This window comes from Muricoccus vinaceus, assembly GCF_042433125.1.
GTDB classification, from domain to species: domain Bacteria; phylum Pseudomonadota; class Alphaproteobacteria; order Acetobacterales; family Acetobacteraceae; genus Roseomonas; species Roseomonas vinacea.
The window spans coordinates 1-23,808 of record NZ_JBHLVZ010000084.1 but is presented as its reverse complement, the minus strand read 5'-3'; the positions used below and the strand labels follow the sequence as shown (position 1 = coordinate 23,808).

At 70.5% G+C, this 23,808-nt stretch carries 19 protein-coding genes and 2 pseudogenes; 10 read left to right on the top strand and 11 right to left on the bottom strand.

Annotated elements, in window-relative coordinates; translation table 11 throughout:
* Nucleotides 1-126 precede the first annotated feature (126 nt).
* Entirely contained in the window at nt 127-1,416 is a 1,290-nt protein-coding gene (locus ACFFIC_RS23280) for a hydantoinase/carbamoylase family amidase (RefSeq protein WP_377054852.1), read from the top strand.
* Nucleotides 1,417-1,651: 235 nt separating this feature from the next.
* Nucleotides 1,652-4,465 (top strand): Calx-beta domain-containing protein, encoded by a 2,814-nt coding sequence (locus ACFFIC_RS23275; RefSeq protein ID WP_377054850.1) that lies wholly within the window; start codon nt 1,652-1,654, stop codon nt 4,463-4,465.
* 15 nt (nt 4,466-4,480) lie between these two features.
* On the opposite strand, the gene ACFFIC_RS23270 is transcribed toward ACFFIC_RS23275, so the two are convergent.
* Entirely contained in the window at nt 4,481-5,881 is a 1,401-nt protein-coding gene (locus ACFFIC_RS23270; protein WP_377054848.1) for a hypothetical protein, read from the bottom strand.
* A 225-nt stretch (nt 5,882-6,106) separates the two neighbouring features.
* On the opposite strand from ACFFIC_RS23270, the gene ACFFIC_RS23265 reads away from it, so the two are divergent.
* Nucleotides 6,107-6,418 (top strand): hypothetical protein, encoded by a 312-nt coding sequence (locus tag ACFFIC_RS23265; RefSeq protein WP_377054846.1) that lies wholly within the window; start codon nt 6,107-6,109, stop codon nt 6,416-6,418.
* Nucleotides 6,419-6,475: 57 nt separating this feature from the next.
* Here the strand turns inward: ACFFIC_RS23265 and ACFFIC_RS23260 are convergent, their stop codons facing one another.
* Complete coding sequence (locus ACFFIC_RS23260; RefSeq protein WP_377054844.1) at nt 6,476-7,102, bottom strand: hypothetical protein; 627 nt, start codon at nt 7,100-7,102, stop codon at nt 6,476-6,478.
* Between the two features lie 120 nt (nt 7,103-7,222).
* Between ACFFIC_RS23260 and ACFFIC_RS23255 the strand changes: the two genes are divergently transcribed.
* Nucleotides 7,223-8,416, top strand: a complete 1,194-nt coding sequence (locus ACFFIC_RS23255) for a 2-methylaconitate cis-trans isomerase PrpF family protein (protein ID WP_377054842.1) — start codon at nt 7,223-7,225, stop codon at nt 8,414-8,416.
* Here the strand turns inward: ACFFIC_RS23255 and ACFFIC_RS23250 are convergent.
* Nucleotides 8,394-9,374 carry a S1C family serine protease gene (locus ACFFIC_RS23250; RefSeq protein ID WP_377054840.1) on the bottom strand — a complete coding sequence of 327 codons (981 nt, stop codon included), beginning with the start codon at nt 9,372-9,374 and terminating at the stop codon, nt 8,394-8,396. The genes ACFFIC_RS23255 and ACFFIC_RS23250 overlap by 23 nt on opposite strands.
* 214 nt (nt 9,375-9,588) lie before the next feature.
* Here ACFFIC_RS23250 and ACFFIC_RS23245 point away from each other — a divergent pair, with 214 nt between their 5' ends.
* From ACFFIC_RS23245 to ACFFIC_RS23225, 5 genes are all read left to right on the top strand, one after another.
* Complete coding sequence (locus ACFFIC_RS23245; RefSeq protein ID WP_377054838.1) at nt 9,589-10,704, top strand: NADH:flavin oxidoreductase/NADH oxidase; 1,116 nt, start codon at nt 9,589-9,591, stop codon at nt 10,702-10,704.
* 289 nt (nt 10,705-10,993) lie between these two features.
* Nucleotides 10,994-11,347: a 6-pyruvoyl trahydropterin synthase family protein gene (locus ACFFIC_RS23240; RefSeq protein ID WP_377054836.1), complete on the top strand. Its 354-nt coding sequence runs from the start codon at nt 10,994-10,996 to the stop codon at nt 11,345-11,347.
* Nucleotides 11,348-11,398: 51 nt separating this feature from the next.
* A complete protein-coding gene (gene folE, locus ACFFIC_RS23235; protein ID WP_377054834.1) occupies nt 11,399-12,070 on the top strand; it encodes a GTP cyclohydrolase I in 672 nt (223 codons plus the stop codon).
* 65 nt (nt 12,071-12,135) lie between these two features.
* Complete coding sequence (locus tag ACFFIC_RS23230; RefSeq protein ID WP_377054833.1) at nt 12,136-12,675, top strand: molybdopterin-dependent oxidoreductase; 540 nt, start codon at nt 12,136-12,138, stop codon at nt 12,673-12,675.
* A gap of 11 nt (nt 12,676-12,686) precedes the next feature.
* Complete coding sequence (locus ACFFIC_RS23225) at nt 12,687-15,173, top strand: putative bifunctional diguanylate cyclase/phosphodiesterase (protein WP_377054831.1); 2,487 nt, start codon at nt 12,687-12,689, stop codon at nt 15,171-15,173.
* 73 nt (nt 15,174-15,246) lie between these two features.
* Here ACFFIC_RS23225 and ACFFIC_RS23220 read toward each other — a convergent pair.
* The 4 genes and pseudogenes from ACFFIC_RS23220 to cysK form a co-directional block, all read right to left on the bottom strand.
* Nucleotides 15,247-15,534 (bottom strand): annotated as a pseudogene (locus tag ACFFIC_RS23220) (tripartite tricarboxylate transporter substrate-binding protein); the annotation flags it as partial.
* Nucleotides 15,535-15,744: 210 nt separating this feature from the next.
* The gene (locus ACFFIC_RS23215) at nt 15,745-15,912 is read right to left on the bottom strand and encodes a hypothetical protein (protein ID WP_377054829.1); all 168 of its coding nucleotides are present in this window, start codon (nt 15,910-15,912) and stop codon (nt 15,745-15,747) included.
* A gap of 214 nt (nt 15,913-16,126) precedes the next feature.
* Nucleotides 16,127-16,285 (bottom strand): annotated as a pseudogene (locus ACFFIC_RS23210) (2Fe-2S iron-sulfur cluster-binding protein); the annotation flags it as partial.
* 707 nt (nt 16,286-16,992) lie between these two features.
* Complete coding sequence (cysK, locus tag ACFFIC_RS23205; RefSeq protein ID WP_377054827.1) at nt 16,993-17,907, bottom strand: cysteine synthase A; 915 nt, start codon at nt 17,905-17,907, stop codon at nt 16,993-16,995.
* A gap of 136 nt (nt 17,908-18,043) precedes the next feature.
* Between cysK and ACFFIC_RS23200 the strand changes: the two genes are divergently transcribed.
* A complete protein-coding gene (locus tag ACFFIC_RS23200) occupies nt 18,044-18,874 on the top strand; it encodes an alpha/beta hydrolase (RefSeq protein WP_377054825.1) in 831 nt (276 codons plus the stop codon).
* A gap of 198 nt (nt 18,875-19,072) precedes the next feature.
* Here ACFFIC_RS23200 and ACFFIC_RS23195 read toward each other — a convergent pair whose 3' ends face one another.
* The 4 genes from ACFFIC_RS23195 to ACFFIC_RS23180 form a co-directional block, all read right to left on the bottom strand.
* Nucleotides 19,073-19,765, bottom strand: coding sequence for a 3'-5' exonuclease (locus tag ACFFIC_RS23195; protein WP_377054823.1), 693 nt, complete (start codon nt 19,763-19,765; stop codon nt 19,073-19,075).
* A gap of 19 nt (nt 19,766-19,784) precedes the next feature.
* Nucleotides 19,785-21,602 carry a DUF294 nucleotidyltransferase-like domain-containing protein gene (locus tag ACFFIC_RS23190; RefSeq protein WP_377054821.1) on the bottom strand — a complete coding sequence of 606 codons (1,818 nt, stop codon included), beginning with the start codon at nt 21,600-21,602 and terminating at the stop codon, nt 19,785-19,787.
* 77 nt (nt 21,603-21,679) lie between these two features.
* Entirely contained in the window at nt 21,680-23,368 is a 1,689-nt protein-coding gene (locus ACFFIC_RS23185; protein WP_377054819.1) for a cation acetate symporter, read from the bottom strand.
* Nucleotides 23,368-23,691 (bottom strand): DUF485 domain-containing protein, encoded by a 324-nt coding sequence (locus tag ACFFIC_RS23180; protein WP_377054817.1) that lies wholly within the window; start codon nt 23,689-23,691, stop codon nt 23,368-23,370. The genes ACFFIC_RS23185 and ACFFIC_RS23180 overlap by 1 nt, the downstream gene beginning before the upstream one ends.
* Nucleotides 23,692-23,808 lie beyond the last annotated feature (117 nt).

Here is a 23,808-nt window from a genome sequence, read left to right as displayed (position 1 = left end):
GGCCTTCCATGGCCCTGGCCACGACCGGGGCCATGGTGGACGGCGGGAGCGCGATGTGTGATCCGGCGCGGGGGCGGCGGGGCTGCCTGCCCCTGTTTTCCGCTCACGGTCCAAGGCCACCGCACCATGAACAACGCCGCGATCCCCGTAACGCTCGCACCATCCGTGGCCGCCACGCGATTCCTGGTGGAAGAGATGTTCGAGGCGCTGCGCCAGGGTTCCCCTGGCAACCCGGGCATCACGCGGGCGCCTTACGGCGAAGGCGAGGATTTCGCGCATCGCCTCCTCGCGGACCGGGCCACCGCCCTGGGCTTCGAGGTAAGCCGGGACGCGGCGCTCAACACCTATGTGACCTTGGCCGGGCGCGACCGCTCCGCGCCCGTGCTGATGACCGGCTCGCACCTCGATTCGGTGCCGCAGGGCGGGAACTTCGACGGTGCCGCGGGGGTGGTGGCCGGGCTCGCGGCGCTGGTGGCCATCCGGGAGGTGATGCCTGTGCCGCCGCAGGATCTGGTGGTCATGGCGATCCGGGCGGAGGAAAGCGTCTGGTTCCAGGTCTCCTATGTCGGCAGCCGCAGCGCCTTCGGCCTGCTGCCCGCCGGGGCGCTCGATGGCGCCAGGCGGATCGACAGCGGGCGCAGCCTGGGTGAACACATGGCGGAATGGGGCGCGGACGTCGCGGCCTTGCGAGGGGGCGCACGGCACCTGGACGCCGCCGGGATCGGCGGCTTCGTGGAATTGCACATCGAGCAGGCGCCGAGCCTTGTGGAGGCCGGTCTGCCCCTGGCCATCGGCACGGGCATTCCAGGCAATTTCCGCTATCCGGACATGGTGATCACGGGGGAGCAGGCGCATGTCGGCCTGCCCCGCCGCTTCCGCCGGGACGCGGCCCTGGCAGGGGCCGACTTCGCGGCCGGGCTGGACCGGATCTGGGCGGAGCACGAGGCGCGTGGCGTTCCCATGGCGGCGACGATCGGGCGCTTCCACACGGATGCCGCCCTGCATGGCATGACGTCGGTGCCCGGCCGCTTCCTGATGAGCCTGGACGTCCGGGCCTACGACGCCGGCGTTCTCTCGGCCCTGGAGGAGGCGGTGCTCTCCCTGGTGCGCGATATCGAGAACCGGCGGGGCGTGCGTTTCGAGCTCGGCGCGCGCGCTTCCGCTCCCGTCGGGCCGGTCGCGCCGGCGGTGCGCACCCGGCTGGAAGCGGCGGCGGGGGTGTTGGGCGTGCCCTGGCAGCCGCTGGGAAGCCCCGCCTCTCACGACGCCGCCACCTTCGCGCAGGCGGGGGTGCCGATGGGGATGATCTTTGTGCGAAACGAGAACGGCAGCCACAACCCGGCGGAGGCCATGGACGTGGCGGACCTGATGCATGGCATCGGGGTGCTGGCAGGCTGGATGGCCACGCCTGCCTGACCGGGTGCGGCGCGGTTCCAAGGCGCGGCGCCAAGCGGCCAGCCGGGGGCGAGCCCACAATCAGGGGTAGTTGCCGCTGCCGCCATGCTTACGCCGCGCGAGACCGTTCGCGGAGCAAGGGTGCAGTGCGTCGGCTTTTTCAACCCGGAAACGGATTGATCCTGGGCCGAGCGTACCTCTAGGTTCGCCACAAGAACCCGTGATCGCCGCGCCGGCGGCATGCAAGGAAGCCCCGATGGCCAACCGCGTCACCTACTCCGTCACCAACAGCTGGAACACGGGTCTTCAGGCGAGCGTGGCGCTCACCCCTGATCAGGCGCTCAACGGCTGGACGCTGGAGTTCGATGCCACCTTCGACATCACCCAGATCTGGAACGCCCGGATCGTGTCCCATGTTGGCAGCCACTACGTCATCAGCAACCTCGCCTGGAATGCCTCGGTGCCGGCGGGCGGGGCGGTGTCCTTCGGCTTCCTCGCCTCCCCTGGGGCGGCACCCGCTTCCTTCACGGTCAACGGCCAGGCCACAGGGGGGAACCCGCCCCCCCCGGTGGACCTGCCGGCGGCGAGCGTGGCGGATGTCTCCGTCACCGAGGGGAATGCTGGCCAGACGGAGGCCCTGTTCAAGGTCACGCTGTCCAAGGCCTCGGCCTCGGCCGTGACCCTGGCATACGCGACCCGCGACGGGACGGCGCTGGCCGGGCCGGACTATGCCGCGGCCACAGGCACGGTGACCTTCGCGCCGGGGGAGACGACCAAGTTCATCCGCGTGGCCGTGAACGGCGACACGGCCGTGGAGGCGAACGAGGGCTTCGCCCTGGTGCTGTCGAACCCCACGGGCACCACGCTGGCCGCCGCCGCGGCCACGGCAACCATCCTGAACGACGACACGGCCCCGGTGGTGTTGCCGGCGGCGACGGTCAGCGACATCTCCGTCGTGGAGGGGAGTGTCGGCCAGAAGTTCGCGACCTTCACCGTCAACCTGTCCAGGGCGGCGACCACGGCGGTGTCGCTGGCCTATGCCACCCAGGACGGCACGGCCAAGGCGGGAACGGACTACGCGGCGACCACGGGCACGCTCAGCTTCGCCGCGGGCGAGACCAGCAAGACCGTCAGCGTCGCCGTGCTCGGCGACACCGCGGCGGAGGCGAACGAGACCTTCCAGCTGGCGCTCTCGGCCGCGTCCGGCGCGACGCTTGCGCGGGCCGCCGCCACCGCCACCATCGTGAACGACGACGTGGCACCCCCGACGGTGCCCGCCACGGCCGGAACCGTGAGCTACGCGGTCGCCAGCGACTGGGGCAGCGGCTTCACCGCGGACGTGAAGGTCGGGGCGACGTCAATGCGGCTCGATGGCTGGACGGTGGCCTTCGATGCCAACTTCACCATCACCAACATCTGGGGTGCCGAGATCGTCTCGCATGTCGGCACGCATTACGTGCTGCAAAACCTCTCCTACAACGGCGGGGTCGCGCCCGCCTCCTCCGTGTCCTTCGGCTTCCAGGCCAGCACGACGGCGGGGCATGACGTCGCCCAGCTCACGCTGAACGACAGGGCCGCGGGCACGCCACCGCCGGTTGCCGTGGTGCCGGCGCTGTCCATCGCCGACGCCACCGCGACGGAGGGCAATGCCGGCAGCCTGGACCAGGCCTTCACCCTGACCCTGTCGCAGGCCTCCACCGCTGCCGTGAGCGTGGCGTTCACCACCGCGAACGGCACGGCCCTCGCGGGGAGCGACTTCAGCGTCGCCAGCGGGGCCGTCACCTTCGCACCGGGCGAGGTCAGCAAGCTGATCCACGTGGCCGTGCTCGGCGACCTCGTGCAGGAGGCGACGGAAAGCTATTCCGTGGTGCTCTCGGCGGCCTCGGGTGCCACCATCGCGCGGGGCACGGCCACCGGCACCATCCTCGACAACGACGCCGCGGTGGTGACGCCGCCGCCTGCCACGGGGCATCAGGGCTTCTTCCACACGCAGGGCAACCAGATCGTGGACGATGCCGGGCATGCGGTGAAGATCGCGGGCGTGAACTGGTTCGGCTTCGAGACCGCCACCTTCGCCCCCCACGGGCTCTTCGCGCGCGGCTACACCTCCATGATGGACCAGATGAAGGAGCTGGGCTTCAACACCATCCGCCTGCCCTACTCGGACCAGCTTCTCGATCCCGCGCGCAACACGCCGAACGGCATCGACTACAACCTGAACCCTGACCTGCGGGGGCTGAGCGGCCTCGCCCTGATGGACAAGATCGTGGACTACGCGGGCCGGATCGGGATGAAGGTGATCCTGGACCATCACCGCAGCTCCGCCGGCGACGGGCCGAACGGCGAGGGGCTCTGGTACGACGCATCCTATGGCGAGGCGAAGTGGATCGAGAACTGGAAGATGCTGGCGCAGCACTATGCCGGCAACAGCACGGTGATCGGCGGCGACCTCGCGAACGAACCGCACGGTGCGGCGGTCTGGGGCGGCGGCGGCGCCAATGACTGGGAGGCGGCGGCGACCCGCGCGGGCAACGCCATCCAGTCGGTGAACCCGGACTGGCTGATCATCGTGGAGGGTACGGGGCAGAACTACTGGTGGGGCGGCGACCTGACGGGCGTGGCCACCAACCCGGTGACGCTGAACGTGGCGAACCACGTCGTGTACTCGCCCCACGATTACCCGAACTCGGTGTATCCGCAGCCCTGGTTCGGTGCGGCGAACTTCGCCGACGGGCTGGAGAAGGTGTTCACCGACCACTGGGGCTACATCTACCGCCAGAACATCGCGCCCGTGCTGCTCGGGGAATTCGGCTCGCGCCTTTCCGATCCGAAGGACGTGACCTGGCTGTCGCGCCTGGTTTCCTACCTGGACGGCGACTTCAACGCGGATGGCCGCACGGACATCGCCGCCGGGCAGCAGGGCATGAGCTGGACCTGGTGGTCCTGGAACCCGGATTCGGGTGACACGGGCGGCATCCTCGGCGATGATTGGCGCACGGTGAACCAGGCGAAGCTCGCCGCGCTGCAGCCGATCCTGGCGGATGCCAGCCCGCTGAGCGGCGGGGCGTAACGCCCGCCGCCGTCCCTATTCGCGCGCGAGGCGGAAGGTGCTTCGCGTCCGGCCAGTGGCCATGGCCGGCCGCTGGAAGCTGGCCGCGCCGCTCAGGCTGTTGCCGCTGATGGTGCCTCGCAGCTCCGTGTCATGCGGGTTGCGGCCCATCAGCAGCGTGCCGGAGGCCGCGAGGTGGCCTTCGGTGTCGAGCGTGCCAAACAGCTCCCCCGAGCCGATCAGGCCCGAGGAAGCCTCGAAGCGGACGGAAACCGCGCCGGGCTGCCCCGCCGGCCGGATGGAGAGCATCAGCCGGCCGCCCTGCCGCAGGGTTTCGTTGAACACCGTGCCCCGGAAGGTGGCGGCCCCCTCGGCTGGTGTGCGGGCCACCCGGCCCGCGCCCGCGTCGCGCGGAGCGGGCAACGGCGGGGCCGCTTCCGCCGCCTGCTCGGCACGCGGCTGGCGCGGGCGGGTGGCTGGCGGCGGGGCACGGGGGGCGGCTTCGGCCGGGGCCGGCTCCGACGGTGGAACCGGGTAGGGAACGGTATCGTAGGTTTGCGGCCGGGCTGGGCCTTCCGGGGCCGAGGCCCCGAGAAGGGCCAGGCCAGACAGCACGGCCAGCACCGCCAGCGCCGCGATCGCGCCAAGGGCGCGCGCCCGGCGGCGCCCCGTGGCGCCGGCCTGCGACAGGGCAGGGCGGGCGGCGGCCTCGGCCTGCGGCGCGGGAAGCGTGGCTGTCGCCTCGATGGCCATCGGCGCCGGCACGGAAGGGAGCGGCAGTGCGGCACCCTCCCGCATCGCGCCGGCTTCCTCCACGTGCCGGCGGGTAACCTGCGCGGCGCCATCCATTCCCGCCAGGAAGGTGGCGGCTCCGCCCAGGGTGTTCACGAGCCGGAGCAGGCCGCCCGATCGCAGGGCCAGGGCGCGGACGGCGCCGGGCTCCAGCAGGTCGGAGGGCTGGCCCGCCGCGGACAGCCGGGCGGCGGCGAAATCGGCCACCTCGTCTTCGGTGAGGGGGTCGAGCGGCACGGGCACGAGGGCCGGGATCGCCGCGGTGAGCCCGCCAGCGGAAGCGGGCAGGGCCGCCAGCACGAAGGGAGCCTGGCGCGCCGCCAGATCCGCCAGCGCGGGCGCACCGAGGGAGCCCGCCTCGTCCACCAGCAGGATTTCGCCCTTCGACCCGTCCACCCGTGCCCCTCCGGGGTCGAAGAAGCGAACGGGGCTGCCCGCTTCCCTCATGCGGCGCGCGATGTCCTGCAGCAGCAGGGTCTTTCCGGAGCCTGGCGGGCCCAGCAGCAGAACCGGCCGGCCTGCCCGAACGACATCCAGGGCGGCCTGGCCCGCACGGCGCCAGGCCGGGTGGGGGACCGCCTCGGCCAGGGTCACCTTGAGCCGGAAGGCGGTTCCAAGGCTGGAAAGGTCGGCTGGTTCATTCACGCGGCGGTCCCGTGTGCAGTGGGCGGGGGGTGGCGGCGCGCAGCGCCAGCGGGAGGGTGGCCGGGGCAGGTCCCATGTTCCCCGGCATTAACTCACGAAGGGGGAGCGGGTTAACGGCTTCCCGCCTGAGCGGTGAAGCCTTGTGCGCGGTGCGGCACAATCACAGATGGAACCGATGAAGCCCTACACCGATCGCCTCAGCGCCGCACAAGGGAGGCCGCGTGCATGAACCCAGCGGGCAACGAGCCGTCCTCCGCCCGGGTGGTAAGCTTGAGCGGGGCGCGCGACGACAAGCTCTGGGCGGTGGTGGCCGCCGTCGGACGGAAGACGAGGATCGCGGAAATCTATGCGAGCCGTGCCGCGGCGGATGCGGACCGGAACTGGCGGGAGCAGGAGGTGCGCGCCTATGCCGCCTTTCTCCGAAGTTCAAGCTTGCCCGTTCCCAACTACAGCGTCTCGCCGATCCGGCGCGCGGACCTGCCGCGCAGTTGGCGGCCTTTGCCGGCACTGGGCTTTCTCCGGGGCCAGCTCATCTGAGGCGACGCCCGGCCCGCCCGTGGGAGAACGTGCCGGTTGCGCGCGGCCGGGCTTGGGCTACGGCTTCCCCGCCGGCTGGGCGGGCGCCGCCGCTTCCGCGGGCAAGGCCGCTTCCGCCCGGCCGGCCAGACTCATCGCCATCATGCCGGCCGCAAGCCGCGCCAGGGCGCGCGCGGCACGGAGGCGGACGATGCTCTGGTCCACCGGCCCGTCCGGCATGGTGCAGCCCGCTAGGGTGACGGCCGTGCCGAGGATGCGCGCTTCGAGCGCACCGATCACCGCGTCCGGCGCGGCGTCCTTCCCGAATTCCTCGTCCAGCGCTTCGCCCGCGCGATCGATTTCCTCCTCCACCCGCCCGTCCTCCGCCGCGATGGCCAGGATCTCCGCGGGCGGGTCGGGCTCCTCGCCGCACTGGATGGCCATGAGGCCCAGGGCCGCGATCAGGGTGTGCATGGTGCCGCCATCCCCCCCGCGCGAGGCGAAGGCGCCGAAGGCAACGGCCAGGGCCGCCTCGCCCAGCACCTCGCGGGTTTCCGGGTTCAGCGCGTCGATCGCGGGGGAGGGGTCGGCCGGGCCGGCCGCCTCCGCCCCGGCCGGGGCCAGGCTGGGGACGCCGCCATCGGCGAAGGCCCGGGTAATGGTGGCGAGGGCCTCAAACAGGCGCTGCTCGGATGCCGCGTTCATGGGCCGCTCCTCGGAAGAGCCGGGAGAACGCGCAAGGGAGAAGGTCGTTGGACCCCATTGCCGCGCGCACCGGAGCGGGTGAGCTTTTGCCGGACGCGTTTGCCCCGAGGAGGAAGCCCCATGATCCAGCGATCGGTCCCGGCCGTGTTCATGCGCGGCGGCACGAGCAAGGCCATCATGTTCCATGCGCGCGACCTCCCGGCGGATCGCCGCGCCTGGGACGGGGTGTTCACCGCCGCGATGGGTACGCCCGATCCCCATGGGCGGCAGCTGGACGGCATGGGCGGGGGCGTTTCCTCCTTGTCCAAGGTCTGCGTGCTGGCCCCTTCCGCGCGGGCGGATGCCGATGTGGACTACACCTTCGCCCAGGTTCTGATCCGCGAGGCACGGGTCGACTACCGCGGGAACTGCGGCAACATGAGCAGCGCGGTCGGCCCCTTCGCGGTGGATGAAGGACTTGTGCGGGCCGCGGACGGCCTGGCCACCGTGCGGATCTTCAACACCAACACCGGCAAGATCATCCACAACACCTTCGAGGTGGAGGAGGGGCGCGCGCGCTACGACGGGGCCCTGGCCATTCCCGGCGTCGGCGGCACGGGGGCGCCGGTGCAGCTGGACTTCCTGCGGCCGGGCGGGGCCACCACAGGGCGCCTGCTGCCCAGCGGCCGCGTGCTGGACCGGTTGGAGGTGCCTGGCTTCGGGACGATCGAGGCCTCGCTGGTGGATGCTGCCAACGCTGCGGTTTTCGTGCGGGCGCGCGACATCGGGCTGGAGGGCACGGAACTGCCGGAGCGGCTCGACGCCGATCGCACGATGCTGGAACTGCTCGACGCCATCCGCCGGCAGGCCTCGGTGGCGATGGGCATCGCGCCCGATGCGGAGGCGGCACGGGCGGTCAGCACCGTACCTTACGTGGGGTTCGTGGCGCCGCCCGCCCGCGCGCGCACCCTGTCGGGCGAGGAGCTGAGCGCGGAGGAGGTGGACCTGACGGTTCGGATCATCTCGAACGGGCAGCCGCATCGCGCCCTGCCTCTGACCGGCTCGCTCTGCACCGCCGTCGCCGCGCGGATCGCGGGCACGGTGGTGGCCGAGGCACTGGCGCCTGCCCAGGCGACGGGACCGCTGCGGCTGGGCATGCCCTCAGGGGTGCTCACGGTCGGGGCGGAGGTGACACGGGAGGACGGCGCCTGGGTGGCGCTCGCCGGCTCGTTTTACCGCACCGCACGGCGCCTGTTCGATGGCCGTGTCTGGGTGCCGGGAGCGGCGTTGCGCGCGGCCCGAACCGAGGCCATCAATGAAGCGGCGCGGACCTGAGGAAGCGCTGGCGGTCGCCGGAGGTGACGCTGACCTCGAAGCGGTCGCCCTCGCGATCCACGAGCAGGGGAACGTCCACCCCGGCATCCCCGAGCGACCAGATGCCGCGGAAGAAGTCCGCGAGGTCGGCGAGGGGTTTCTGCGCCACCGCGAGGATCTGGTCGCCCTTGCGCAGCCCGGCCCGTGCGGCCGGGCCCTGGGCTGTGACGCCGATCAGCACCACACGCCCGTCATCCGCGCTGGCGGAGACGCCCAGCCAGGGCCGGGACGGGCGGTTGGGACGGCCAAGGGTGCGCAGGTCCTCCAGGATCGGCTTCAGGAGGTCCGTCGGCACGCTCATGTTCAGCACGCGCACCCGGCCATCGCCGGGGTCGTGGCCGAGCTGGATGGAGCCGATGCCGACCACGTCGCCTTTCGGCCCGATGACCGCCCCGCCGCCCCAGAGGGGATGGGCGGGGGCGGTGTAGAGGGCGTCGTCCAGCAGGTACTCCCAGTAGCCCACGAATTCCTGCCGGGCGACGATCCGTGCCGCGAGCGCCCCCGGCCGCCCGCCGGCGCCGGCGAAGACCACGCGGTCCCCCACCTGCACGCGGCCGGAATCACCGAGTGCGAGCGCCGGCACACCCGGCCGCCCCAGAGCCTGCACGAGGCCGAAGCCCGTCACCTGGTCGTAGCCGAGTACGTGGCCGGGCACCACGCGCCCCTCGGCGGTGGTGAGCCAGATCTCATCCGCCTCGGTGACGAGATAGCCGATGGTCAGCAGCAAACCGTCCTCGCCGATGAGCACGGCGTTGCCGATGCGCTCCGTGCCCAGGGTCTTCGCCGTGAAGGCGTCCTCCGGCACCCGGGCGCGCAGGGTGAGCACGGCGGAGAGCGCGCGGTCCAGGTCGAAGGCGTAGTCGCCCGGTTGCGGCCGCAGGGTCAGCGGCACCGCCCCCTCGTCGATCGATCGTGCCATGGCCTGAACCCCGAACTGCGTTCCACCCTACATCGTCACTGCTGCGGCGGCGCGCCACCCCCGTTCTCGCGCGGTGCCGCCTCTCCGGAAGGTTATCCGGGAAGAACCGCGCGGCGCGCCCGCGGGCGGGCGCATCCCGGCCGGGCTTGCCGGGCGCGTCGGTGTTGCGCCAGGGTCGGGCGCCTCCGCGGGGGCGGGAAGCATGGAGCGCCGGATGAGCCGCCTGTTCGAACCACTTCAACTCGGCGGCCTGCGCCTTGAGAACCGCATCGTCATCGCCCCGATGTGCCAGTACTCGGCGGAGGATGGGGCGGCGGGCGACTGGCACCTGATCCATCTCGGCCACCTGGCCCTGTCGGGCGCGGGACTGATGATCCTGGAGGCCACGGCCGTATCGCCGGTCGGGCGAATCTCGCCGGGTGATCTCGGGCTCTACTCCGATGCAAACGAGGCGGCGCTTGCGCGCGTGCTGGGCGCGCTGCGCGCACATTCGCCCATGCCCGTCGCGGTGCAGCTCAGCCATGCCGGGCGGAAGGGCTCCAGCCGTGCCCCCTGGGAGGGCGGGGCGCAAATCCTGCCGGGGGAGCCGGGCGGCTGGAAGACGGAGGCGCCCTCCGCGGTGCCGCATTCGCCGGAAGAGGATGCGCCCGCCGCGCTGGATCGGGCCGGACTCGAACGGGTGCGCACGGATTTCGTGCGCGCAGCCGAGCGGGCGGCACGGATCGGCCTGGACGGGATCGAGATTCACGGGGCACACGGCTACCTCCTGCATCAGTTCCTGTCCCCCATCGCGAACAAGCGCACCGACGCGTATGGCGGCAGCCTTGAGAACCGCATGCGCTTCCCCATCGAGGTCTTCGAGGCCGTGCGCGCGGCCTTTCCGGCCGAGCGGCCGGTCTGGATGCGCATTTCCGCGACCGACTGGGTGCCGGGCGGCTGGGACATCGAGGGCACGGTGGCGCTTTCCCTCGCGTTGAAGGCGCGGGGCTGTGCCGCCATTCACGTCACCACCGGCGGCGTTTCGCCGCAGCAGGCGATCAAGCTCGGCCCCGGCTACCAGGTGCCCTTCGCCCAGCGGGTCAAAGCGGAGGTCGGGCTGCCGACCATCGCGGTCGGGCTGATCACCGAGCCCGAGCAGGCGGAGGCGATCATCGCGAAGGGCGAGGCGGATGGGGTCTCCCTCGCGCGCGCCATGCTCTACGATCCCCGCTGGCCATGGCACGCGGCGGCCCGGCTCGGTGCGCGGGTGAATGCGCCAAGGCAGTACTGGAGGTCCCAGCCGCGAGAATTTAAGGACCTGTTCGAGGCTGCGAGCCACGGGCAACGCTGAGTCGCCCGCGGGCGTGGCACGGGGCACCGCTTGAGCCCTTGCGGTGGCCGGCCGCGGCTTTCCGTCGGACCAGGCGGTCGTGAGGGCTCGCGGTGCCGGGCCATGCCTCTGCCCATGCCGCAGGGCAGGTTTACCGGAGGGGCCGCTGTTCGGTGGGAGAAACGCTGGATGGCACCACCGCGTGTTCGCACTCGCACACTGTGATTACAAAAGACTACAACACTTACTTGCGATTGTTCGGCGTTCTTCGGTTAACAAAGCGGACGCGGCCACCAAGAGAAAGCCATTCATGATTGAGATGTTTCATGAGTTCACCTTTGAAGCGGCGCACAGGACAACCCCGACCACACCGCTTCACGGCCATACCTTCAAGGTGAAGGTTGTGCTGACAGGTGAACCCGTGCCGGTCTTCGGATGGTCGCACGACCTGCTGGAGGTCGAGCCAGTGATCGCGGGCGTGCGCAAGCAGCTCGACCACACCTATCTCAATGACATTCACGGATTGGATACCCCGACGCTGGAGAATGTCGCGCAGTGGATCTGGAAGCGGCTGAACAGCGAGATTGAGGGAGTGGACAGCGTGGAGGTTCGGCGAGGCCTGGAGGGCTCGGGCGAGGGCGTCGTCTACCGGGGCAGGCGCTGAGCGCCGCCTGCTTCATCACGCCTAACCAAACCCTTTCTGGGAGACCACCAAGTGAGCGTCACCATCCGACGGCTGCAACCCCGTTCCGTTGCGGCCAACGAGGCCGTCGAGCAGTCCCTCACAGCCGGCGAGCGCGAGGCGATGATCTGCGCCGCGGCCGGCAAGATCGAGGACCTGCTCGACATCCTGCGCGTTGATCACCGGAACGACCCCAACACCCGCGGCACCCCCGGGCGCGTCGCCAAGATGCTGGTGAACGAGCTGATGCGCGGCCGGTTCGAGGCGCCGCCCGCCCTGACCGATTTCGAGAACCGGCTGGCCTATGAAGGCCTGATCGTGACGGGGCCGATCGAGGTCCGCTCCACCTGCGCGCACCACATGATGCCGATCCGGGGCGAGGCCTTCGTGGGCGTGCTGCCTTCGGCGGGCGGGAAGGTTCTGGGTCTTTCCAAGTACGACCGCATCGTCGATCATTTCGCTTCGCGATTCCAGACCCAGGAGGAGCTGGTGCAGCAGATCGGTGATTTCCTGTGGGAAAGCACGGCGCCCCGCGGCCTGGCCATCCGGATCAGCGCGGCACACCTGTGCCGCACGCATCGCGGCATCCGCGCCTCCAACGGACGGATGGTGACGAACGCCTATTTCGGCGCCTTCTCCACCGAGCCTGCGCTGAAGGAAGAGTTCCTGCGCGAGTGCGCTTCGCTGGAGATGCCGGCGCGATGACGCGGAACACCGTCAGCAACGGAAAGGGTGGTCCCTGCACGGGGGCGCGGCCCGGACGCCGGAGCATGATCTCCGGGGTGGCTGGCGGACTTGCGGCCGGGCTGGCGCTGACCGGCGCGGCGCCGGTCGGCGCGTGGGCGCAGGTGTCGATTCCGGGCGAGACGGGGCGGCCGGTGCGCCGCGCCCCGGCGCCGCTCCTGACCGTGGCCGGCAAGATCCGTGTGAAGAACCGGGGCGACGAGACCGTCTTTGACCGTGCCATGCTGGAGAGCCTGGGATCGGCGACCATCACGACCACCACGCCATGGTACGAGGGGCCCGTCCGGTTCGAAGGCGTCCCCATGGCCAAGCTGCTCGAAGCGGTCGGCGCCGAGGGTGAAACCCTGACGGCGATCGCGCTGAACGACTATTCCACCGACATCCCCGTGGAAGACATCAGCCGCTTCGGCGTGCTGCTTGCGACCCGCCGGGACGGGGCCGTGATGCCCGTCAGCGACCGCGGACCCCTGTTCATCATCTATCCCTATGACTCGAATTCCACCCTGCGGTCGCGGCTTTACTACAGCCGCTCGGCCTGGTCCGTCGCCCGGCTCGTCGTGCGGTGAAAGATCGGGCGGTGCCGAAGGCCCGCGCAGAGCACGGGGCGGAAGGCAACGGCCTCGCGCCGGCGTCGGCGCGGATCCTGTCCGGCCCGCGGATCCAGGTCGGTTTCATCGTGGTGACCATGGTGCTGACCGTGGCCGCCATCTACGCGTCCTATCTGATTTTTGACCGACAGAACGCTCTTGGGAAGGTGTCCCGCTACAATCTCAGCTGGACGGCCGGGCAGGCCGGGCTGGAGGTTTCGCGCCTTCAGGTAGCGATCGGGGCCTACGCGCTTTCGGAAGGCGAGGCCGAGCGCGACGCCCTGGAAATGTGGCTCGGCATCGTCAAGAATCGCATCTCCGTGCTCCGAAGCGGCGAGCCCGGTGCCTTCATCCGCTCCCATGCCGAGCTGAATGGCATCGTCGGGCAGCTGGCCGCCGCAACGGATGAGGCGCAGCTCCTGCTCGGAAAGCTGAACGACCCCGCCTCGCTCGACCGAATGATGCGCAGCTTCGAGAGCATGAACCGCCCGATGGCGCGGCTCGCCTCGATCGCCCATGCCTATGGTGCCGATCTCGCGGCGCGCGACGCCCAGGAACTGGACCGGCTGCAATGGCTCTTCTCCGGCCTGCTGGTGGCGCTGATCGGCTGCTCCCTGGCGCTCGCGGCCTTCGCATCCTGGCGCAACCGCCTGCTCGCGCGCTCCAACGCCGAGGTGCGCGCGCTCGTGCTCGACCTCACCCGCACGGGCGAGCGCCTCGCGGCCGCCAATGAGCGCGTGCAGGAGGCCGTCAGCGCGTTGACCGAGCAGAACACGACGCTTGAGGCGCGCGACGCGGAGTTGCTGCGGCAGAACCGCTTGTTCGAGGCGGCGCTGAACAACATGTCGCACGGCCTGGGCATGTTCGACGAGAAGCACCGCCTGATCGTCAGCAACCGTCGCTTCAGCGAGATCTTCCGCCTGCCCGCCGGTCTTGCAAGGCCCGGGGCGAGCGCCGAGGAGCTGCTGCGTACCGCCGGCACCTGCCACGGGTTCGGCGAGCGCGCGACGGAGGCGGCCTGGGCGCAGCACCAGGAGCTGGCCTCGCGTTCCAAGGCGGCCACCTTCGTGTGCGAGGACGACGAAGGGCGGTCGCTCTCCGTTTCGCAGCAGCCCCTGGCCGATGGTGGCTGGGTCGCGACCTACGAGGATGTGACGGACAGCCGGCGCGCCGAGTCCCGCATCCGCCATCTGGCCAATCATGACGCCCTCACGGGCCTGCCCAACCGCCGCCGCTTCAACGAGCGGCTGGCCGAGGCGATCCAGGCGGGCAGCAAGCTGGCCGTGCTGTTCCTGGACCTCGACCAGTTCAAGAACGTGAACGACACGCTGGGCCACCAGGCCGGTGACGAGCTGCTCCGCTCCGCCGCGAACCGGATCCGCGGCTGCGTGCGGGAGGTTGACCTGATCGCGCGGCAGGGAGGTGACGAGTTCGCCGTCCTGATTGAGGGCGAGGCCTGCCGGCCGGAACGGGTGGAGGCCCTGGCCAAGCGCATCGTGGACGTGCTGGCGCTGCCCTTCGACCTGTCGGGCTACCAGGCTTCCGTCGGCGTCAGCATCGGGATCGCGACGGCCCTGGATGCGGCGGCCAGCGCTGATTCCATCCTCAAGCACGCTGACGTGGCCCTCTACAGTGCCAAGGCGGCCGGACGAGGCACCTTCCGGGTCTTCGAGGCGTCCATGGCGGCCGATCTCCAGGCGCGGATCGACCTGGAGGGTGACCTGCGCGGCGCGCTGGAGCGGGAGGAGCTGGAGGTCCATTACCAGCCGGTCTTCGATATCCGCCGGGGGCGGCTGAGCGGCTTCGAGGCGCTGCTGCGCTGGCGGCACCCGGTGCGCGGCATGGTGTCGCCGGCGGACTTCATCCCGATCGCCGAGGAAACCGGCATGATCGTACAGATCGGGGAGTGGGTGCTGCGGCGGGTCTGCATGGAGGCGGCGGGCTTCCCCAAGGGGATCAAGGTCGCGGTCAACATCTCGCCCGTGCAGTTCGCAGGCGGGTCGCTGGTGGACATCGTGCGCGACGCGCTGATCCAGTCCAGCTTCATGGCCGGTTGCCTGGAACTGGAGATCACGGAGTCCGCGCTGCTGCAGGACAGCGAGGCGATCGTCGAAACACTGCACCGCCTGCGCTCCCTCGGGATCCGCATCGCGTTGGATGATTTCGGCACCAAGTATTCCTCCCTGACCTATCTGCGCAGCTTCCCTTTCGACAAGATCAAGATCGACCAGTCCTTCGTGCGCGACATGGCCTCCCGCAACGACTGCCTGGCCATCGTGCGCTCGGTGGCAAGCCTGGCCGCGCAGCTCGGTATGACCACCACGGCCGAAGGGGTGGAGAGCAGCGCGCAGCTGGAGCAGATCCGCGAGGCCGGGTGCACGGAGGCGCAGGGCTATTTCTTCGGCCGCGCGGAGCCGCTCGCGAGCCTCGGGCACTGGTTCGAGGTGCGGCAGCCGCTGCTGGTGGCGCAGATCTGAGCCGCGGCCGGTCGCCGCGCGCCCGCACTCGATCCTGTCTCGCGCAGGAAAGTCGGACCGCGTCGCGCCAGCGTGCGACCTCGGCGGCTATGCAGGCGGCGAACTCGGCCGGAGTGGTTGGCGGGGAATCCGCCCCCTGCTCCACCAGAGCCTGCCGGAGTTCGGGCTTCGCGAGCATCCGGAGAAGGGAGGCGCCCAGCCGCTCCACGATGGGCGCGGGCGTGCCGGCAGGCGCGGCAAGCCCGTCGCCACCGACGCTCTCGAAGCCGGGCATCCCGGCCTCGGCGGTTGTTGGCACGTTCGGCAGCGCCGCGATGCGGCGGGGCGCCGTGACGCCCAGCGCCCGCACCTGCTCCTCCATTGCAGGCGGACGGGGCTGTTGGGCATGGCGCGCGACGAGCGCCGCATCCAGCGCCACGTCGTCTGCGCCGTTGTGGCCATGGCAGCCGGCGGCGGCGGGGTGGTGGACGATGATGCGCTCGGCCGGCAGCCCCATGACCAGGCCGAGGTCGCGGCGGAGGCCGAAGATGTTCTGGGAAGGCGACCAGACCTTCAAGCCCGCCTTGGACCATCAGGCGATGGCGCAGCTCGGGCCGATGGAGGCGTGCGCGATGAAGGGGCGGAAGAACGCGGGGCGCAGGGTCCGCGCGGCCGCGGCTCCGCCTGAGGCTTGCCCACCGGGCGCGGTGCCGCGCGGGCGGTCGGCGATGACGGCCGTGTCGCAGGGGCCGGCGCGCAAGCGGGCGGCTTCGGCACGGCATCGTCGCGCGCGTCGCTGTCCAGAAGCGCGGATCCGGCTTCAAACCAGTAGGAACCCAGCGCGCGCCCATCCAGCGCCAGGAAGGTGCCGTCCTCCACCCGCACGGCCTCCCGCGCAGCCCCGCCGCATCGCGCCGGATGGCGCGAAGGATGCGATTATGCGCGCCGCAGCGGCAGAGGTTGCGGTCCAGGGCCGCGCGCGGCGTCGCCTCGTCCGGGTCGGGGTTCTGGTCCAGCAGCGCGGCGGCGCTGACCAGGATGCCGGAGAGGCAATAGCCACATTGCCCCGCCTGTTCCTCCAGAAAGGCTCGTTGCAGCGGGTGCGGGGCGGCGCGCGTGCCGAGGCCCTCCACCGTCCGCACCCGGCGCCCGCAACCGCCTCAAGCGACAGGGTGCAGGAGGGCACGGCCACGCTGTCGAGCTGGACCATGCAGGCGCCGTAGGCCTCCGCGCCGCAGCCCCATCGCGTGCCGTAAAGGCCGAGCCCGTCGCGCAGCGCGAGGGTGAGCGGCGTGTCGGGCGTCAGGTCCAGGGAGGCCGTCCGGGGCAGGTGGCGGGCCAGGTCTGCGTGGGCGGCGAAGAGGCCGGGGCTGGAATGCAGGGCGGCCGCGACCGTGATCCCGCGCCCCTTCCGAGAAGGCGACAGCGCCGGTCTCCCCGGCCACGAGGGCGAGGTCCACTCGCCCTTCGGCCAGCAGGTGCGCGTTCCCAGGCCTGCCAGCGGTGTTGCGCCGCCCGATGAAGAGCGACGGGTCAGCGGCGGTCACGGCAGCCGCGAAGGCCGCGCCGAAGGCCGGGAGGCCGCCGCGGGAGGTGGAAGTGCCCAGGGAAAGGCGCACCGGCGGCGAGGATTGCCCCAGCGCCGCTCCGCCCGGCACGGTCGCGGCGCCGGATAGGATCAGGCCGCAGCGGTCCTGCACCACGGGCGCGCTCCATCCCGCTGCGCCGCGGTCTCCGGGCAAACCGGGAGGCGGCCTTTGGACCCCGGACGAGCGGGGCCGCCGGGAGCGCGGCGGAGAGCGCGCCCGATGTCAGGCGGCGGGCGCGGCCCGGGCGCGGCTCAGCCCGGCAGGAAGTCGGGCACCGAGAAGTAGCGCTCGCCCGTGTCGTAGTTGAAGCCCAGGACGCGGGAGCCCGCGGGAAGTTCGGGCAGCTTCTGCGCGATGGCGGCCAGCGTCGCGCCGGAGGAGATGCCGACCAGCAGCCCTTCCTCGCGTGCGGAGCGGCGGGCGTGCTCCTTCGCATCCTCGGCGGAAACCTGGATCACGCCGTCGAGCAGCGCGGCGTGCAGGTTGGCGGGCACGAAGCCGGCGCCGATGCCCTGGATCGGGTGCGGGGCGGGCGCGCCGCCCGAGATCACCGGGGAGGCCTCCGGCTCCACCGCGAAGACCTTGAGGCCCGGCCACTTCGGCTTGAGCACCTGCGCGCAGGCCGTGATGTGCCCGCCCGTGCCGACGCCGGTGATCAGCACGTCCAGTCCGTCCGGGAAGTCCGCGAGGATCTCCTGCACGGTGGTGCGGGCATGGATGTCGATGTTGGCGGGGTTCTCGAACTGCTGGGCCAGCCAGGCGCCAGGGGTTTGCGCCACGAGCTCCTCGGCGCGGGCGATGGCACCCTTCATCCCCTTCTCGCGCGGCGTCAGGTCGAAGGTCGCGCCATAGGCCTGCATCAGGCGGCGGCGCTCGATGGACATGCTCTCGGGCATGACGAGCACCAGCGTGTAGCCTTTCACCGCCGCCGCCATGGCCAGGCCGATGCCGGTGTTCCCCGAGGTCGGCTCGATGATCGTGCCGCCGGGCTTCAGGCTGCCATCCGCCTCGGCGGCCTCGATCATCGCGATGCCAATCCGGTCCTTGATGGAGCCGCCGGGGTTGGAGCGTTCCGACTTCACCCAGACTTCGGCATTGGGGAACAAGCGGTTCAGGCGGATATGGGGCGTGTTGCCAATGGTGGCGAGGACGTTCTGGGCTTTCATGGGGGCGCTCCTGTCGGGCCGGATGGGATACCGGCGGGCGGCGCGGCGCAAGCCCCGGGGTTCAGCCCGGGCTGGCCCATATGGAAGCTTTTGCGGCCTGGAGCCCGGACGCTGCCGCTGAAAAGGGAGATTGATCATGAGCGCAACGCAAGTCTGGCGCGGGTGGGACCGCACGGCGCTCAGCGCCGCCTATAACAACAACGCCGCCGTGCCGGGCGGCAGCGCCATGGTCGAGGCATGGGCGGCCGAATCCGCACGCCTGCGCGCTGCCCGTCCGGCGGGGATGGACCAGCTCTACGGCGCGACGGCGCGCGAGGGCTGGGACCTGTTCCCCGCGAACCGGCCCGATGCGCCCTGCCTCGTCTTCATCCATGGCGGCTACTGGCAGAAGAACGGGCGGGAACGCTTCTCCTGCATCGTGGAGGGCGCCCTGGCGCGGGGCTGGTCCGCCGCCCTGCCGAGCCACACGCTGGCACCCGAAGCGAGCATGACCGTGATCGCCGCGCAGATGCGCAGGGCCATGGACTGGCTGGCGGCGGAAGGGCCGTCCCAGGGGATCACGGGGCCGGTGATCCTTTCGGGCTGGTCGGCGGGCGGGCACCTGGCGGCTCTGCTGGCCGAGCACCCGCTGGTGCGAGGCGCCCTGCCCATTTCCGGCATTTTCGACCTGGAGCCCATCCGGGGCACGGGGCTGAACGACGCGCTGGCGCTGACGGAGGAGGAGGTCGCAACCTTCTCCCCGCAACGCCTCCCCGTCAGCCCCAAGCCCATGACGGTGGCCTTCGGGGCGGAGGAACTGCCGGAGCTGCAACGCCAGTCCCGCGACTTTCACGCGCGCCGCGCCGCCCTGGGCGCGCCTGGGTCGCTGCTCTCCGTCGCCGCGGCCGACCATTTCAGCATCCTCGACGACCTCCGGCAGCCGGAGGGGGCGCTGATGCTCGCGGCAGAGGCGCTGCTGCGGGCATGAGCGGGACAGCCTCTCGCTGACGCCAGCACCAGAGGCCGCGGTGCTGGCGCCCGGCGCGGCCCTTATGATGGGCCTGGGCCGACGCGGCGGGGGGCGGGTGCCGATTGTCCGCCGCGCCATGGCGAAGGCCGGGACCGGCAGGCCTGGCCCCCAGATCCGCGCCGCCTTGGCCAGGTCCGCGGAATAGACCCGGAGCCGCTATGCACCGATCGGCGCGGTCTCCGCGATGCGCGACGATGTTCGCGGAATCCGCACCCGGCGCCGTGCAAGATCGAGGAGCTGGAGGTACATCATCGCCACCATAACCGCATCACGGCCGGCATCGTGCTGGCCAAGGTCGGGAATGCCAAGGTCGCGCAGCATGGCGGCGAAGCGAAGGTCCAGAACGGTGCCCGGCGGGGCGTCCCCGTACTTGCGCTCGTAGTAGAGGCCGGACAGCTCGATGCGCTGATTTGGCAGCCCGACCCGCAGCATGGCGCGCACGTGCCGGTCGAGCATGGCGATGTCGAAGTCGATGTAGTAGCCGAGAAGCGGCCGGCCACCGATGAAGCGCAGCAGCCCGGGCAGCACTTCCTCCATCGGCCGCCCGGCCGCGACGTCGCTGGCGCGGAGTTGGTGGACCTTGATGGAGTCCTCCCGGGGCATGAGATCCGGCCGCACCACGGCCTCGAAGCGCTCGCTGGTGATGATCCGCTGCCCACGCACCATCACGGCCGCGACCGATATGACCTGGTCGCGGCGGATGTCGAGGCCGGTGGTCTCGCAGTCCAGCGAGACGACCTCCCCGGCCGGGCCTGGATCGAACAAGAAGGCGAAACCGCGATCGGCGAGGGATGCGAGGCCGACGTGACGCCGCAGCCCCTGCAGGAGACCTCGGCCCGGCAGCTTCACGTCCGGGCTCCGCCCATGCTCAGAACGCCTTGAGGCCGAAGCGGGTGCGGACGACCTCCCGGAACTGGCGCACCACGCGCAGCGCATCGCGCAACAGGTCGCGGTCGGCGGTGGAGAGCTGGCCCAGCCGGATCGAACCATCCTCCCGCGCGGCACCACGATGCTGCGCCTCGAGCTGCGCGCGGAGGCGGAGTTCCATGAAGACGCGGAGCGCGCTGACGAGTTCGCGCGCGAAGGGCGCCTCCAGCGCGCCCTCCTGCTCCAGGGCCGCGATCCGCGCCTGCGTCGACTCCGCCACCAGGCCGCGCTCGATCACCAGCGCCCGCACGCCGTGCACGATGGGGAAGATGCCGGCGCGCTTGATGTCGATCGCGTCCGAGCCCAGCCCGACCGACACCATGAAGGTGCCGAGCAGGCCGATCTGGGGTGCCGCAAAGCTTTCCGTCAGCTGCGCGAACTGCGCGAGCAGCGCGCCCTCGCCGCGCATCGTCTCCAGCAGGGCCGCCCTGGCCCGTATGAGCAGTTCCCGGCGGCCGGCCACTGCCACGGCATCCCAGAAGATCGCGATGTTCATCGCCGCCTCCGGGCTGCGGTCGAGCACCCAGGCGTGGAGCTGCTTCGTGAAGCCCTCCAGCGGCTGCGACCACACGGGATTGCGGACCATGACGCCGCCGGGGCAAGGGGGGAAACCGAAGCGGTCCAGCGCGCCGGAAAAGGCTTCGCGGAAGGCGGTCAGCTCGTCCGGGGGCACCGGAGAGGCGAGAAGCAGAGCATTGTCCTGGTCGGTTCGCAGCGTCTGCTCACCGCGTCCCTCCGAACCCATCAGCAGCAGGCATCCGCCCTCCCGGACCGCGGGTGGCGCCAGCAGGTCATAAAGGCGCGCAAAGAGGCGGCGGTTGAGGTCTGATGTGATCTCGGCGATCGCCTCGACCCGGATGCCCTGCCGGTGCAGGCGCTCCACCTGGGCCGCGATGTCGTGCGCGGGCTCAGCCAGCTCGTCCACATCGCGGGCGCGGTCGATGCGGCCGGGAATGAGCTGCGGATTGCCGGCGAACAGCCCGAGGATGTCGATATCCTCAAGGAAACCGACGAAGGCACCGTCCTGCCGCACCGCCAGGCGACGCTTGTCATGGCGCGTCATCAGAAGCACGGCTTCGAACAGGAACTCGTGGGCCTCCACCGAGACAACATCGAAATGCGTGACCTTGCGGATCTCGGTCTCCAGCGGAAGGCGGCGCAGCACGACGGCCTTGGACAGGTTCATCCCGGTCACCACGCCGATGCGCGTGCCATCCCGGACGAACAGCGCATTGATGTTTCCATCCCGCATGCGGTGTCCGGCGGCCTCGATAGTCTCGGTGCCGTCGATAAAGACGGCGGCTCCCCGCCTGGCTTCCCCCACGCGCGCGCGCAGCACCATGTCGAAGCCATCCGGACGCCGCCCGCCCGAGAGTGCGTCGAGCTTGCGCGATACTTCGGCATAGAAGAAGGCGGCAAAGGCGGGATTGCGGCCGATCAACTCCACCACCGTCGCGCGCGGTATCAGGTGACACAGCGTTTCCTCGGCGGCCACGAAGTCTTCGCCGGCCGAGCCGTGCACCAGGGCGCGAGGGTCGAAGCTGTCCTGGGCCCGCAGCACCGAGGTGAGCGCTCCGGCGTGGCGGGCCTCCACCGCGCCCTTGATCACCACGTGCAGGTGGGCGGAGGCGGCGCCCTGGGCGATGATGGTTTCGCCGGGCGCGAAATAGCCGATGTCAATCGAGGCCCGGAGAACCTCGACCTCCGCATGGTTCAGCCGGTCAAAGGGCGGGTTGGCGGTGTTGAAGCCCTCAGCCACCGAGGCCGGCCCTCACCCAGGGGCCACCCGCCCGCGAAGCGATGCGCATGGTGGGTGGCCCCCGGCGTCCCGGCGCCTCAGTGAACGTGGGCGCCGCTGGCGCCGATGCCGGTCTCGGAGCGAACGTATTGCGCATCGAAGACCGCCCGCTCGCGCCGTGCCTGCTCGCTCTGGTCCAGAAGAGAGAAAATCCAGATGCCGAGGAAGGCGATGGCCATGGAGAAGATCGCCGGGTTGTCATAGGGGAACAGCGGCGCGGCGAAGCCGAAGGTGCTGACCCAGACGGCCTTGCTGAGCACCACCATCAGCACCGCGCCGATCAGGCCCAGGAATCCTCCGATCAGCGCCCCGCGCGTGGTGGTGCCGCGCCAGAAGACCGACATCAGCAGCACCGGGAAGTTGCAGCTCGCCGCGACCGAGAAGGCAAGGCCCACCATGAAGGCCACGTTCTGGTTCTCGAACACATAGCCAAGCACGATGGCGACGATGCCGATCACGATGGCGGAAACCTTGGAGATGCGCACCTCGCGCTGTTCGTTCGAGCGGCCGCGCGCGATCACGGAGGCGTAGAGGTCGTGGCTCACCGCGGAGGCGCCCGCCAGCGTCAGCCCCGCCACCACCGCGAGAATGGTGGAGAAGGCGACGGCGGAGATGAAACCCAGGAACAGTGACCCGCCGACGGCGGTGGACAGGTGGATGGCCGCCATGTTGGTGCCGCCCAGCAGGCCCGTGACCTTGTTATAGGCACCGTTCGCCCCGAGGTTGAAGTATTCGGGGTTGTTCATCAGGAAGGTGATGGCACCGAAGCCGATGATAAAGGTGAGGATGTAGAAGTAACCGATCAGCCCGGTGGCATAGAACACCGACTTCCGCGCAGCCTGGGCGTCGGACACGGTGAAGAACCGCATCAGGATGTGCGGCAGCCCCGCCGTGCCGAACATCAGCGCGAGGCCAAGCGAGATGGTGGAGACCGGGTCCGCCACGAAGTTGCCTGGCGCCATGATGGATTGCCCGCGCGGGTGCGTGGCCACCGCGTCGGCGAACATCGCCTCGGGGCTGAAGCCGTAGCGCCAGAGCACGGCCAGGGCCATGAAGGTGGCACCGCCCAGCAGAAGGCAGGCCTTGATGATCTGGACCCAGGTGGTGGCCTTCATGCCGCCGAATGCGACATAGACGATCATCAGCGCCCCGACGATCACCACCGCGTAAAGGTACTGCATGCCGAACAGCAGCTCGATCAGCTTTCCGGCGCCCACCATCTGCGCGATGAGGTAGAACGCGACCACCACCAGCGTTCCGGTGGCGGAGAGGATGCGGATCGGGGTCTGTTGCAGCCGGAACGAGGCGACGTCGGAGAAGGTGAACTTGCCGAGGTTGCGTAGCCGCTCCGCAATCAGAAACAGGATGATCGGCCAGCCCACCAGAAAGCCGATGGAATAGATCAGCCCGTCGAAGCCGCTGGCGAAGACCAGCCCGGAGATACCGAGGAAGGAGGCCGCGGACATGTAGTCACCGGCAATGGCCAGTCCGTTCTGGAACCCACTGATCCCGCCGCCGGCCGCATAGAAATCGGCCGCCGACTTGGTCTGCATGGCGGCGCGATAGGTGATGCCGAGGGTCGCGAGCACGAAGACGAAGAACATGACGATGGCCGGCCAGTTCAGCCCTTGGGCGACCGAGGGCGGGCCGCCCGCAGCCTGAGCCCATGCGCCGGTGCCCAGGGCCAGCGCGGGCATGGGGAGGAGTAGCTTCATGGTGCGGGACATCAGCGCGTCACCTCTTCCTGCAGGCTGCGGGTGAGATCGTCGAAGCGGCTGTTCGCCCGGGCGACATAGACGCCGGTGAGCACGAAGGCGGTCGCGATGATGCCGAGGCCGAGCAGGATGCCGAGCGATGTGACGCCGCCGCCGATCCGAACGGCCATGAGGTCCTTGGCGAAAGCCACCAGCAGGACGAAACCGAAATAAAGACCCAGCATGATGGCCGAGAGGGTCCAGGCGAAGGCGGAGCGCCGTCGGATCAGTTCCTGGAACCTGGGGCTCCTCAGGATGCGCTCGTGCGGCTCCATGCCGTGGCTTTGTCCGTCCATCTGCTCACTTGCCTTTCGCTTCGCGCTTCTTCGCGTGGATGAAGCGGACTTCCCTCACCCCACGCGGTTTCCGATGAGGTCGCTGACGACGGTGGGGTCGGCGAGTGTGGAGGTGTC

Excerpts from the sequence above, each read along its gene's own strand:
- ACFFIC_RS23260 (WP_377054844.1), bottom strand. The coding sequence starts at position 7,102 with ATGAACGCGGCATCCGAGCAGCGCCTGTTTGAGGCCCTCGCCACCATT.
- ACFFIC_RS23280 (WP_377054852.1), top strand. The coding sequence starts at position 127 with ATGAACAACGCCGCGATCCCCGTAACGCTCGCACCATCCGTGGCCGCC.
- ACFFIC_RS23265 (WP_377054846.1), top strand. The coding sequence starts at position 6,107 with ATGAACCCAGCGGGCAACGAGCCGTCCTCCGCCCGGGTGGTAAGCTTG.
- ACFFIC_RS23180 (WP_377054817.1), bottom strand. The coding sequence starts at position 23,691 with ATGGACGGACAAAGCCACGGCATGGAGCCGCACGAGCGCATCCTGAGG.
- ACFFIC_RS23185 (WP_377054819.1), bottom strand. The coding sequence starts at position 23,368 with ATGTCCCGCACCATGAAGCTACTCCTCCCCATGCCCGCGCTGGCCCTG.
- ACFFIC_RS23250 (WP_377054840.1), bottom strand. The coding sequence starts at position 9,374 with ATGGCACGATCGATCGACGAGGGGGCGGTGCCGCTGACCCTGCGGCCG.
- cysK (WP_377054827.1), bottom strand. The coding sequence starts at position 17,907 with ATGAAAGCCCAGAACGTCCTCGCCACCATTGGCAACACGCCCCATATC.
- ACFFIC_RS23275 (WP_377054850.1), top strand. The coding sequence starts at position 1,652 with ATGGCCAACCGCGTCACCTACTCCGTCACCAACAGCTGGAACACGGGT.
- ACFFIC_RS23200 (WP_377054825.1), top strand. The coding sequence starts at position 18,044 with ATGAGCGCAACGCAAGTCTGGCGCGGGTGGGACCGCACGGCGCTCAGC.
- ACFFIC_RS23230 (WP_377054833.1), top strand. The coding sequence starts at position 12,136 with ATGATCTCCGGGGTGGCTGGCGGACTTGCGGCCGGGCTGGCGCTGACC.
- ACFFIC_RS23255 (WP_377054842.1), top strand. The coding sequence starts at position 7,223 with ATGATCCAGCGATCGGTCCCGGCCGTGTTCATGCGCGGCGGCACGAGC.
- ACFFIC_RS23245 (WP_377054838.1), top strand. The coding sequence starts at position 9,589 with ATGAGCCGCCTGTTCGAACCACTTCAACTCGGCGGCCTGCGCCTTGAG.
- ACFFIC_RS23240 (WP_377054836.1), top strand. The coding sequence starts at position 10,994 with ATGATTGAGATGTTTCATGAGTTCACCTTTGAAGCGGCGCACAGGACA.